Consider the following 13,018-nt stretch of genomic DNA (forward strand, 5'->3'; position numbering starts at 1 on the left):
TCACATTGTCTATTGCCGGGCGGACATGCTGATGTTCAGCAGTATGCCGATCGACACAAGCATCAGAGTCAGCGATGATCCGCCGTAACTCAGGAAAGGCAGCGTGATTCCGGTCACCGGGATCAGGCCTGTGACGACAGCGATATTGATCATCACCTGGATGGCGATCATGCCCGTAATTCCGACGGCCAGCAATGTTCCGAACAAGTCGTCCGCTTTCATCGCGATCAGCAGGCCGCGCCAGAGCAGCATGCAGAAGAGAAGCAGTACAGCCGCGGCCCCGATGAGCCCCAGTTCTTCCGATATAATCGAGAAAATGAAGTCGGTCTGCGGCTCCGGAAGATATTGATATTTCTGTCTGCTCTGGCCCAGCCCGAATCCGAGCAGCCCCCCCGGCCCGATAGCCAGCAGCGACTGGATAATCTGGAATCCGCTTCCGAGCGGATCCTGCCATGGATTAACAAACGAAGTCAGCCGCTTAACCCGATAAGGCGCCGACAGGATCAGTGCAGCCGCTCCGGCCGCTCCGACCGCTCCCATAACGGCAAAGTGGCGGATACGGGCTCCGGCGACAAATATCATGGTAATGCAGGTCAGAACAAGCACCGTCCCCGTTCCGAGATCGGGCTGAAGCATGATCAGCCCGAAAGCGAGAAAAACAGGAAGAAGGGCCGGCAGCAGGCCCTTTCTGAAATAGCGAAGCGCCGGCTGATGCTCGGAAAGATGTCTGGACAAATAAATGATCAAGGCAACTTTCATGAATTCAGAAGGCTGGATCGAGAAAGCTCCCACTCCGAGCCAGCTGCTCGCCCCCCCGCGCACAAGGCCGACTCCCGGGATCACCACGAGAATCAGCAGCAGAAAGCAGACAGCCATGCCGACTTTCGCCCACGAACGCCAGATCCGATAATCAATCCTCATCACCATAAACATAAGCACGGTTCCGATCGCAGCGAAAAGAAGCTGTCTTTTAAAAAAGTAGAACGAATCTCCTCCGAACTTGTAGGAAGCCCAGACTTCGCTTGCACTATATACCATGATCAGCCCCACAGCCAAAAGGGCGAAAGCAACGACAAGCAGCAAACGGTCCGGTGACGATCGATGTTCGGGCATGCACAACACTCCGTTCAGATCAGGCCCTCGAGTCGCCTGCTGAACTGCCGCAGACCGACCTGTCCTTATCTAAACTTATTCACTTCGCTAATAAAGATGTCACCCCGTTGTTCGAATGAGTCATATTGATCCCAGCTGGCACAGGCCGGCGACAGGAGAACGACGTCGCCCGGCCCGGAAAGGCGGAAAGCTTCCGGAACGGCCTGCTCGACATTTTCAACATTTTCAACCCGCGCAATGCCGGCTCTTTCGCAGGCATCACGCAGTTTGTCTTTTGTCTCGCCGAAAAGAAGCGCCGCTTTGATATCGGCCTTTTTTAAATAAGGGATCAGCGCATCGAACGTATTGCCGCGGTCCAGTCCGCCTGCCAGCAGCACGATCGATTTTCCGGGAAAAGAAGTCAGCGCTTTCGACGTTGCCAGTATGTTCGTCGCCTTTGAATCGTTGTAGACCGTCCTGCCCCGTGTGACATTGACATATTGGAGGCGATGACGGACGCCCGTGAATGTTTTCAATATCCGGACAATTTGCGCCGTCGGTACGCCGGATATTTTTGCCGCCGCAACGGCGGCAAGCGCGTTCTGAAGATTGTGGGTGCCCGGCAGCCCCATTTCGCTGCATTCAAGAATCCGCTCCGTCCGAAAATAAATGGCTCCGTCTTCGATATAAGCGCCGTCCTCCGTTCTGCCGGTCATCGAAAAAGGGACCTTCCGCGCCTTTGTTTTTCCGGCAATAAAAGAGACAACCCGTTCACTGTCGGCGTTATAGACGAGTACGTCGTCCGCTGTCTGGTTAACCGTAATGCGTGCCTTGGCACGCGCATAATTTTCAACGGTTCCGTGATAGTCCAGATGGTGATCGAAAATGTTCAGTACAACAGCGATTTTCGGACGGAACTGTTCCGTTCCAAGCAGCTGAAAACTCGACAACTCGGCGACAATCACATTTTTATCCGTTGCTTCCCCAACGATTCCGGTCAGCGCGGTCCCGATATTTCCGGCAACAATCGGCACGGCGGCCGAGCCCTTCATCATTTCCCCGAGAAGCATTGTTGTCGTCGTTTTCCCGTTGGATCCGGTAATGCCGATAAACGGAGCATCGGACAGTTCGTACGCTATTTCGACTTCGGTGATGATCCGTATGCCCAGCTGCCGGGCTTTCTGAACAAGCGGATTGCTGTAGGGAATCCCCGGATTTTTAATCAGGACCGCCAGTTCCTTATCAACAAGATCGGGCGGGTGCCCGCCGCCGACCACACGGATGCCGATTTTTTTCAGCTCGGCCGCGTGAGGGTTCCCTTCAAGATTCCCGCGGTCGTTCACCGTGACGTCCGCCCCGAGACTTTTCATTAATTTGGCTGCAGCATAGCCGCTTCTGCCCAGTCCAAGCACAAGCACTCGTTTATCCAGGTATTTATCTGATTTTTTCAACCGCTCAGCCCCACTTTCAAATAGATTCCAATGACGGCAAGCACCAGCCCGACAAGCCAGAAAACCGTCACAACTTTCCATTCCGACCATCCTGAAAGCTCAAAATGGTGGTGAATCGGACTCATTCTGAATACACGCCGTCCCGTCGTCTTAAATGAGACGACCTGAATGATGACCGACAGCGTTTCAATCGCGAAAACGCCGCCGATCACGGCCAGCAGAATTTCCGTTTTTGTCAGAATCGCGATCCCCGCAAGCGCCCCGCCGATTGCCAAAGATCCCGTATCGCCCATAAATACCCTGGCCGGATGGGCATTGAAAATCAGAAAGCCGAGCAGAGCGCCGAGCATGGCGGCCGAGAAAACGGCAACGCCCAGATTCATCGAAAAATAAGCAATAATCGCATAAGCTGCGAAGGCAATGGATGCGAGTCCGGAAAGCAGTCCGTCCATGCCGTCCGTCAGATTGGTGGCGTTCGGGACGCCGATCAGCAGGAATAGGGCAAAGAGAGGATACAGCCAGTGCAGATCAATCATCCAGGCCGTTCCCGGAATGGAAAGATACGTCGAATAGTTAAATCGCGCAACAATTACCCAGAAAACAAGTGCAACGATAAACTGTGCGAGCATTTTCTGCTTCGACGTCAGACCCATATTGCGTTTCATAACGACTTTGATGAAATCGTCGACAAAACCGATCAAACCGAATCCAAGCGTGACAAACAGCAGCATATAGGTTTCTTCCGTTGCCATGTGGTATTTCAATGCCATGATCAGCAGGCTGCCGATCAGCCCGATCAGAAAAATGACGCCGCCCATTGTCGGGGTCCCCGCCTTTTTCATGTGGCTTTTCGGCCCTTCCTCCCTGATGTACTGCCCGAAGTGCATCTTCCTTAGTATGGGTATAAAAAAGGGGGCAAAAACAAGCGTGATAAGAAATGATATCGCTAAACCAAACAACAAAACCAGTGTCATGAATCGTTTCGCTCCTTTAGGTGCGTGATCAGTGAATGCCGAAGGAGAGAGCGGCCGGTTTTTCGGAAAAAAGACATTTCTCCGCCTGCGGGCGCCAAGGTGTCGGAGTCCGCAAAATCTGCATCCGAAGCCGGCCGGCTGTCCGGGCACAGAACTGATTAAAAAGCTTTCTGAATTCCGGCGTGTTTCAGGGCAATAATAGCCGATGTCCGGCCCCGGATCAATCGCTGGATAATTTCTGCGGCAACGGGCTGCCGCTCAATACTTTGACCAGTTCCTCAAGCTGAAGCAGTCTGGAGGCTTTAAACAGCATGACCGTCCGATCATCGAGCAGCATTTTCAAATACGGCAGGGCATCTTCCTTTGCCGAAAAGGAGCGGACGCTCAGCGCCCGATCTTTTTCACTTGTCTGCAAGGGTTCAACGATCCAGGCGCCCTTTTTCCCAATGGTAACGACATGCGTCAGAGGAGGAGTCAGCACCCTGGCCACGCTATTGTGAAGCCGCTCCTCATCCCTTCCGAGCTCATACATGTCGCCGACAACGGCCACGCGCTTTTCAAAGCCGCCAAGCGTTTTGAGCGTTTCCAGGGAGGCTCTCATCGAGGTCGGACTCGCATTGTAGCAGTCATTGATTAACAGGCTGCCGTTGAGACCTCTGACTTTTTCAAAACGCATCTGTGTCAGACTTAAATGGCTCAGGCCTTCTTCAATTGACGGACGGCTGACATTGAGAATTCGCGCCGCAGCTAAACTATAGACCGCATTTTTCACATTATGCCGGCCGAGCACCGGGACCGTGTAAACATTTTCTCCATGATTGAGAGAGAAACGGTAACCGTCCGCACGCTCCTTCACCTCCGTGATTTCCCAGTCGCAGTCATCGCTGTAGCCGCATGAAACAATGCGAAAAGCTTTCGTGTGAATATTGGACAGAAGCGGTTCATCTCCGTCGATAATTAAAGTTCCTCCCCGCCTGAGCCCGTTCGTAATCTCCAGTTTGGCTCTGGCAATTCCCTGTCTGCTGCCCAGAAATTCAATATGCGATTCACCGATATTCGTGATAATCGCGATGTCGGGTTTTGCCAGCTGGCTGAGAAAAGTCAATTCCCCAAAATGGTTCATCCCCATTTCGAGCACCAGCACTTCCGTGTCTTCAGGCATCGAAAGAATCGTCAGCGGCATGCCGATGTGGTTGTTCAGATTGCCCCGTGTTTTATATGTCCTGAATGTTTTACGCAAAATACCGTAAACCATATCTTTGGTTGTTGTTTTTCCATTGGACCCTGTAATAGCAACGACTTTCGGCCGACAGCGGTATAAATAGCTTTTCGCTATGCCCTGAAGGGCTTCCAAAGTATCACCCACGAAAAACAGCGGGAAATCCGCAGGAATATCCGTCGGCCGCGGCTCTCTTTCCATCCACAGGGAAGCCGCGGCCCCGTTCTCAATCGCCTGCTTAAGATAACGGTGTCCGTTGAAATGTTCGCCGACCAGGGGGACAAAAAGGCCGTTCATCACCGGTTTGCGGCTGTCCGTCATGACCGTAAAACGGCTCAGCCTCCCCGTATCGCCCGCCGTTTGAATGGCCTGCCCCATGATTAAATCCACACCAATACCCATTCGGAAATCTCCTTTTATAAAAAAGTTATGAATGCCGTCTTGCGGTCGGCAACGGATCATTCGGCAGATGGAGTCTCGTTCATCCGATCAATGATCGCTTCTTTCGCTGTCTCCCGGTCGTCAAAGTGATGTTTGACTGTCCCGATGATCTGATACGTCTCATGCCCTTTTCCGGCAATTAATATGATATCACCTTCCGCAGCCTGGCGCACCGCAAATCTGATCGCTTCACGGCGGTCCGTCATTTTTTTATAGGGCCGCCCGGTGACGCCCGCCTCCATTTCACGAATAATCGCTGCCGGATCCTCCGTGCGCGGGTTATCCGAAGTGAGAACGGCAAGATTGCTGTTGTCCACGGCAATTTTCGCCATGATCGGACGCTTGCCCCGTTCCCTGTCTCCGCCGCATCCGACAACGGTGATCACGCGCTTTTCAGCGAATTCCTTAATCGTCGACAGGGCATTTTGCAAACTATCCGGTGTGTGGGAATAGTCGACAATGACGGTAAAATTCTGGCCGGCGTTGACGGTTTCAAAGCGGCCTGGTACTCCTTTGATCTGTTCCACGGTTCGAATCATCCCCGCGATGTCCAGCCCCTTCAGCGAACAGGCGGCAAACGCGGCGAGTACATTATAAACGCTGAACTTTCCGATTAACCGCATCGCCACCGGATAATTTTCACCCTTAGCCGAAAGAGTAAACGACGTTCCCGATGGTTTAATCTGTATCGAAGAGGCCCGAAAATCGGCCTCGTGATCGATGGCATAAGTCATTACATGAGCCGCCGTCATATGCTTATAGACTTCGGATGCCCTGTCATCGGCGTTGAGCACGGCGGCCTTCAGCTCCCTTGGATTCCCGTAGCGATTGCCGAGCTGTGAGAAGAGCAGGCTTTTGGCATACATATAATCTTTCATCGACCCGTGAAGATCGAGATGATCCTCGGTCAGATTGGTAAAGATAGCGATATTAAAATCGCAGCCTCGGACCCTGCCGTCATAGAGCGCATTTGATGAAGTTTCCATAACGACGGAATCCGCCCCTTCTTTTTTCATCAATGCGAGATTTTCATGAATGAGGTGAGTCTCGGGTGTTGTATTGTCGACAGGAACAAAATGATCTTTATAGCGCATCCCCATTGTCCCGATCAGTCCGGTTCTGATCCCTTCCGCTTCCTGAATGGCCTGAATCAGATAAGTAATCGTCGTTTTCCCGTTTGTTCCCGTAACGCCGATTAAATGAAGGCTGTGGCTTGGATGGCCGTAGTAGTGATCAGCGATCATCGCCAAAGCACGATGCGTATCGTTAACATAAATAACGGGAACATCTGAGGCGATTGTCTCCTCGGCAACAATTGCCGCCGCTCCCCTTTTCTCAGCCTGTTCGGCAAAGCGGTGACCGTCTGCCTGATGGCCCCTGATACAAAAAAACAAACAACCCGGCTTTATTTTCCGGGAGTCAACAGTCACTCCGGTTATGTCCGGATTTCCTTCTCCATCTTGCCTGAAGTCAGTCAGCGCTTCTAGGCAATCTGCCAATTTCATCGAAAACACGTCCTTAACTATACTTGGATAAATTGGACGACATACAGGACCGATCCGCGCCCGGCGCGGATTTTCCCCTATGTATATCAGAGAGCCCGGCACGAGGCGCGCCCGGCTCTCTGTCCATTGCTTATTGTAATCTCACGGTTTCTTTTTGTCACCTAAGTATATCATTATTGTTGAACCTTGTTTGACCTTAGTGCCCGGTTTCGGCGACTGCAGCGTCACGACATCGCCCTTTCCTAATTCTTCCAGCCTCAGACCGGTCACCGAATTCATCAGTTCCTCCTTTCTCATGCCGACAAAATTGGGTACCTTAATCAACGGCTGATCCGGCCATTTGACCTGTTTCTCTATGCCGCCGCCCGTTTTTTTAATGCCGAGCGCGCTCAGGCTGTCGCCGATGATCTTTCCGGCAATCGGCGCCGAGACGGTTCCGCCGAATTGAATCGTTCCTTTCGGATTGTCGATCGCCACATAGACGACGATCTGAGGATCATTTGCCGGAGCGAATCCCATGAATGAAACGATATAATTATTGGCCATGTAGCCTCCGCCGTTCGGATTGACTTTCTGAGCCGTTCCCGTTTTTCCGCCGACGCGATAGCCTTCCACATAAGCGTTGCGCCCGGTTCCCTGCGCCACGACGCTTTCCAGGGTGTCCCGGACCTTTTTCGACGTTGCCGAAGAGATAACCTGTCTCTTCATGACAGGCTGGATCCGATCGATCATTTGTCCCGTTTTCGGATCAAGCCACGCTTTGGCCAGATGCGGTTCGTAAAGGTATCCGCCGTTAATGGCCGCGGAAACCGCCGCGATCTGCTGAATCGGCGTAACCGAGACGCCCTGGCCGAATGCCGTTGTCGCCAGTTCCAGGGGACCGACTTTATTTTTATTAAAAAGGATGCCCTTCCCCTCGCCCGGTAAATCAATGCCCGTCTTTTCGCCGAATCCGAATTTATTTATATAGGAAAACAGCCGGTCTTTACCCAGCCTTTGCCCGAGAGCGACGAAGCCCGGGTTGCATGAATTTTGCACGACCTGCAGGAAAGTTTCCGATCCGTGCCCGCCCTTCTTCCAGCAATGCAGCTGCGTGCCGCCGACGCTGATTGCTCCGGAGTCGTAAAAGCGATCTTTATTCAGATCGACGACGTTTTCCTGCAAAGCCGCAGCCAGTGTAATGACCTTGAAAGTCGATCCGGGTTCATAGGTTTTCCAGATCGGCAGATTGTGATTATACACCGAAGCAGAAACGTTTTTATAGTTTGCCGGATTAAAATCCGGTTTCGACGACATGCCAAGGATATCGCCGTTATTCGGATCCATCGCAATGGCGAGCGCACTGTCGGGGTGATACGTGGCCATCGCGTTATTTAGTTCACGTTCAATAATCGACTGAACGCGCGAATCAATCGTCAGCATCAGATTGGACCCGCTTTTCGGGGGAATGTATTGATCTTTCAGGCTCGACATCCGGTTCCCCTGAGCATCCGAGTAGAAAGAGACATGTCCGTTCTGTCCCTTCAATCCATCGTTATAATAGGACTCCAGCCCGGTAAGCCCTTGATTGTCAATTCCGGTAAATCCGAGCACATGGGCCAGATAGTTGCCGTTCGGATAGTTCCGCTTGAAGTCTTCGGCGATGAAGACGCCCGGAAGCCCCAGTACTTTAAGCGCCGTTGCTTTGTCATTCGTTATTTTCCTGCCTTCGGGTGTAATACGGACAATCGACTGCTTTTTTGTAATGTCCGCTAAAGCTGTCTGTTTGGACATGCCCAGGGCGCTTGCCAGTTTCTCGGCGGTCAGCGACGGGTTGCGCACTTGCTTCGGCACGACCAGAACAGAAGGGCTGCTCACATTGGCTGCCAGTACTTTGCCCTGACTGTCGAGAATTTCTCCGCGCTCCGCTTCGTAAGGAATCTCGCGGCTCCACGAATCCAGTGCTTTTCCTGTCAGCCAGCCGTTCTGGAAAATCTGCACATAAGCGAGACGCCCGATAAAGACCGCAAACACGACAAGACCCAGTATCAGTATCAGCAGCAGCCGTTTTCTTACCTTCGCATTCGATAAACGCAAAACGAGCCCCTCCCATCTCTCCTTGTCCTACCCATATGTGCAGGACCGGAAAAATAGAACGGGCTCTTCCTGCTTCACGGACGTTCGCCCGTGAAGGCCGGCGGCAGCTGTTTAGCGCTGTTGCCGGAATTGATTTTATTGAGGTTTTAACTCAACAGCCAGTGTATCGCCTGCCTTGATAATCGAACCGGGAGCCGGTTTCTGAGAAGCGACAAATCCGTCTCCCTTAGCAGTCAGTTTCATACCGGCGGCGTTCGCCAGTTTCATGCTGTCTGCAAGAGACCATCCGGTCAGATCCGGCATCTTCCCTGTCCCGCTCCCTAAGAGAATCACTTTGCTGCCTTTAATGAGCTGTTCTCCCGGATAGGGCATCTGGCCGACAACCTGACCCGTACCGACAGCGACCGGATCGAACCCTTTGGCCTTCAATGACTGGACGGCCTGGTCGATCGGACTCCCGATAAATTGATTAAGAATGGAGGAGCTATTGTTTTGCTGATTGACGGTTGCGGTCGTTTTTTTCTGAACCTGCATATACTCAAGCGTACTGCTCATGACCGGTTTTACGACGTTCACCACAGGTTCTTCTCCGGTATCGGTCGGCTTCAGGTGCGGCTGTTTGACGGCAACGTAGACGATGACTTTCGGGTCGTTTTGCGGCGCCATGCCGAGAAAAGAATAAACATAATTGTTTTTCCCGGTCAAATACTGGCCGTTTTCCGCAATCTGCGCGGTGCCGGTCTTTCCAATCACATCATAGCCCGGCAGATCGTAAAGTGTTCCGGTCGCTCCGTATCCGTTAACGACATTCTTATTGCTGACGACCTGGCGCATCAGCGCCCGTGTCTGTTCCGCCGCCTGTGCCGATATCGGGCGGCCGGCTACCGTCGGATGGTTTGCCAGAACCGTTTTGTGCGTATCCGGATTGACAATTTTATCGACCACGTACGGCCGCATCATCGTTCCGTTGTCGGCGATCGCCGTCGCCGCCTGGACAATCTGCATCGCTGTGAACGCGGATGACTGGCCGAACGACGTTTCCAATTTATCAATTTTCGATCCCCAATTGACGAGACTGGAACTTTCGCCGGGAAGATCTATACCCGTTTTCTGCATGAATCCGAATTTTTTTAAATAAGCGCCGAGCTTGTCCGGCCCCAGATATTGATCGGTCAGAACGGACATGCCGACATTGGATGACAGTTCAAACGCCTGATCGAAGTCTATCATTCCCCAGCCGGAATAATTCCAGTCGTGTATCGTTCCGCCTGCGGTCGTATAGCTTCCCGACTTGTACGTCGCCGTGCCGTGGAATGAGCCGGAATCAATCGCCGACGCAACAGTAAAAATTTTCATGACCGATCCCGGTTCATAGGGCGATGAAATGGCAATATTGTTAAATTGTGTAATATTGTGCAGATTGGGATTAAAATCGGGGAGAGTGGAAAGGGCAAGAATTTTCCCCGTTTTCGGATCGGCTACGATGCCGATCATGCTTGACGGCTTATACGTATTATAAACGCCGGTCATTGCCTGATCGAGCACAGTCTGTATCTGAGTATTTAAAGTCAGATGGACATCGTTGCCGGGCGATGCCTGGGTGATCTGCCGGCTCTCATCCGGAATCGGAACGCCGCCCAGGCTTCGGTAATAACGGACCATTCCGTCCTTTTCTGTTAAATAGCGATTCAGTGACTGCTCAATGCCCAGCACACCGGTCTGCTGGCTGCCGTCGGCGCTCGGCCGTGTGAATCCGATCGTGTAGGCGGCACCGGACTGTTCGGGATAAAAACGTTCCGATTCGGTCGTGAAACCGATTCCCGGAAGTTTGAGACGATCGATCTGACTTTTTTTGGCCTCGCTCAGCATTTTCCCGTTCGATCCAAACTCGACCTGATAAGCCTTCTTATTTAAAATAGCCAGCACAGCCGATTCCTTCATGTTCAGAATCGGGGCGAGCTCGCTTGCTGTTTTCACCTTATCTTTGACATATGAATCGGCTTTGGAGCTGACTACGGCATAAAGTGTGTAGGCGGGGACATCTTCGGCAAGGACCCGGCCGTCGCCTGAATAAATGGTTCCCCGCTTTTCATTAACAACTTCGTAATCCGACCATTGATTTTTTCCGACCTGGATCAAATTATGGCCGTCGATTTCTTTCCCCTGGGCAATAAATACAAAACGGCCGATAAGGATAAAAAAAGCCAGCATAAAAATCCCGCCGACTGCTGCTGCCCAAAAACTCATTGATTTTCTTTTTCTCTGAATCATCCGACTGAACCACCTTATGGAAGCACTTTGATATTTTTTATATCCAGTTTCAGGCCCAGTTGTTTCTCTGCGAAGCTGACGATGCGTTCCGGAGAACTCAGGCTGTCCGCGTCGGCCTGCAGCTGCTGTGTGGTTTTCGACTGACTGTCCAGCCTGGATTGCAGAATGGCGGTATCTTTCGAGGCCATGAAAATTCGGGTCTGATTAATGACCATCATCAGAGCAAGAAAGAAGACGACAACGCCGGCCGATGCCCAAAGCCATTTTTCCCCTTTGCTGATGTGGCGGGTCACAGTGACCGGCTCGGCAGCGGCCCGTCTTTTTGTCTCAGCCTGTCCCTGTCCTAATAAAGGTGCGTGTTGCGTCTGACTCATCACACGGTCTCCTCCTTAATCGCTCTTATTTTTTCTGCCACTCTTAATTTTGCCGAATGTGCACGGTGATTTTCTTTCAGTTCTTCCTCCGATGGAAGGACCGGCTTCCTGCCGATTCTTTTCAAAACAGGAAGAGCGTTCAGCGGAAGCACCGGAAGACCCGGCGGCAACTCAGGCGGTTCACTGTATTTTTTAAAAAATTGTTTGCAAAGTCTGTCTTCGAGCGACTGAAACGTGATGACGGAAATTCTTCCGCCTATATTTATCAGTTCCAGCGACTGATAAAGAGCCTCTTCAAGACTGCCGAGTTCATCGTTGACAGCGATGCGCAGTGCCTGGAAAACGCGTTTCGCGGGATGGCCGCCCGTCCGTCTCGCAGGAGCAGGTATGGCTTCTTTCACAATTTTGGCCAGTTCTCCGGTCGTTTTAATCCGGCTTTCTGCACGGCGCTTCTCAATCATTTTCGCGATCTGCCGGGAGAAACGTTCCTCACCGTACATGAAAAAAATGTGAGTCAGTTTTTCATAAGGCCAGTCATTGACGACCGTCTCGGCACTCAGATCCTGATCCCTGTCCATCCGCATATCCAAAGGCCCGTCATGCTGATAGCTGAATCCCCTTTCGGCATGATCGAACTGAGGAGAGGAGACGCCGAGATCGAAAAGAATTCCGTCGACGTGCCGGACGTCTCTTTCCGCCAGTTCACTCTTCATCTTTCGAAAATTAGATTTAATAAACGTTATTTGGGAACGGTAGTCTTTCAGGCGCTGTTCCGCGGCATCCAGAGCCTCCTGGTCCTGATCGAATGCATAAAGGCGGCCGTTCCGCAATCTTTTGACGATTTCTTCACTGTGGCCGCCGCCGCCCAGTGTACAGTCCAGGTACACCCCGTCCGGTTTAACAGCCAGTCCGTCAACTGCTTCATGTTTTAATACTGTGATATGTTCAAACATACTACCCGGCTCCTGTCCGACAGATAAACCGATCCTTTTTCAAAATTACAGATCCAAATCAAGCAGGCTTTCCGAAATATCGCTGAAAGATTCTTCCGACTGTTCATAATAATGTTTCCAGGTACTTTCATCCCAAATTTCCAACCGGCTCGATACCCCGATGATCACGCAGTCTTTTTCCAGTTTGGCATAATCGCGAAGCACACTGCCGATCGAGGCGCGGCCCTGCCTGTCCAATGCGCATTCGCACGCTCCCGAGAAAAAAAAGCGTGTGAATGCCCGTGCGTCTTTCTTGGTGAACGGAAGAGCTTTCAGTTTTTCTTCAATTCGATGCCATTCCTCCATCGGATAAACAAAAAGGCACTGGTCGAGACCGCGTGTCATCACAAATGTTTCCCCCAGCTCCTCACGAAACTTCGAGGGAATAATAAGGCGTCCTTTGATGTCTATGCTGTGATTGAACGATCCCATAAACATCGGGATCCGCCTCCTCTTTGTCTTACTGTACCACAATCCCCCACTTTGCACCACTCTATTTTAATTATTCGTTTTGATTTTAAGGATTTCCTCCCCGGGAAACTGAAAATGATCGAATATACCGGACGGTGCCTGATCCGGGCAAGCAGATTCCTCCTAGAACTCCGCTGCACACAAAAAAAGAT

Annotated in this window: 10 protein-coding genes; all 10 read right to left on the reverse strand. The window is 51.7% G+C overall.

Features of this window, described 5'->3' with window-relative positions:
- Window positions 1-9: 9 nt before the first annotated feature.
- The 10 genes from spoVE to mraZ all read right to left on the reverse strand — a co-directional run bounded on the left by spoVE (window position 10) and on the right by mraZ (window position 12,833).
- A complete protein-coding gene (gene spoVE, locus Q6A92_RS06965; RefSeq protein WP_274397521.1) occupies window positions 10-1,113 on the reverse strand; it encodes a stage V sporulation protein E in 1,104 nt (367 codons plus the stop codon).
- A gap of 65 nt (window positions 1,114-1,178) precedes the next feature.
- Window positions 1,179-2,543: a UDP-N-acetylmuramoyl-L-alanine--D-glutamate ligase gene (gene murD, locus Q6A92_RS06970; RefSeq protein ID WP_332237477.1), complete on the reverse strand. Its 1,365-nt coding sequence runs from the start codon at window positions 2,541-2,543 to the stop codon at window positions 1,179-1,181.
- Entirely contained in the window at window positions 2,540-3,517 is a 978-nt protein-coding gene (mraY, locus tag Q6A92_RS06975) for a phospho-N-acetylmuramoyl-pentapeptide-transferase (RefSeq protein ID WP_274397524.1), read from the reverse strand. Before mraY ends, murD begins: the two co-directional genes overlap by 4 nt.
- A gap of 220 nt (window positions 3,518-3,737) precedes the next feature.
- Window positions 3,738-5,138: a UDP-N-acetylmuramoyl-tripeptide--D-alanyl-D-alanine ligase gene (locus Q6A92_RS06980; RefSeq protein WP_274397525.1), complete on the reverse strand. Its 1,401-nt coding sequence runs from the start codon at window positions 5,136-5,138 to the stop codon at window positions 3,738-3,740.
- Between the two features lie 56 nt (window positions 5,139-5,194).
- Window positions 5,195-6,682, reverse strand: coding sequence for a UDP-N-acetylmuramoyl-L-alanyl-D-glutamate--2,6-diaminopimelate ligase (locus Q6A92_RS06985; RefSeq protein WP_274397526.1), 1,488 nt, complete (start codon window positions 6,680-6,682; stop codon window positions 5,195-5,197).
- 141 nt (window positions 6,683-6,823) lie between these two features.
- On the reverse strand, window positions 6,824-8,758 hold the full coding sequence (locus Q6A92_RS06990) for a stage V sporulation protein D (RefSeq protein WP_274397527.1): 1,935 nt from the start codon (window positions 8,756-8,758) through the stop codon (window positions 6,824-6,826).
- A gap of 135 nt (window positions 8,759-8,893) precedes the next feature.
- The gene (locus tag Q6A92_RS06995; RefSeq protein ID WP_274397528.1) at window positions 8,894-11,029 is read right to left on the reverse strand and encodes a penicillin-binding transpeptidase domain-containing protein; all 2,136 of its coding nucleotides are present in this window, start codon (window positions 11,027-11,029) and stop codon (window positions 8,894-8,896) included.
- Between the two features lie 14 nt (window positions 11,030-11,043).
- Window positions 11,044-11,403, reverse strand: a complete 360-nt coding sequence (ftsL, locus tag Q6A92_RS07000; RefSeq protein WP_274397529.1) for a cell division protein FtsL — start codon at window positions 11,401-11,403, stop codon at window positions 11,044-11,046.
- Complete coding sequence (rsmH, locus tag Q6A92_RS07005) at window positions 11,403-12,356, reverse strand: 16S rRNA (cytosine(1402)-N(4))-methyltransferase RsmH (RefSeq protein ID WP_332237478.1); 954 nt, start codon at window positions 12,354-12,356, stop codon at window positions 11,403-11,405. Before rsmH ends, ftsL begins: the two co-directional genes overlap by 1 nt.
- Before the next feature lie 45 nt (window positions 12,357-12,401).
- A complete protein-coding gene (gene mraZ / locus Q6A92_RS07010; protein WP_274397533.1) occupies window positions 12,402-12,833 on the reverse strand; it encodes a division/cell wall cluster transcriptional repressor MraZ in 432 nt (143 codons plus the stop codon).
- Window positions 12,834-13,018 lie beyond the last annotated feature (185 nt).

Source organism: Sporolactobacillus sp. KGMB 08714, assembly GCF_036598985.1.
Taxonomy (GTDB): Bacteria; Bacillota; Bacilli; order Bacillales; family Sporolactobacillaceae; genus Sporolactobacillus.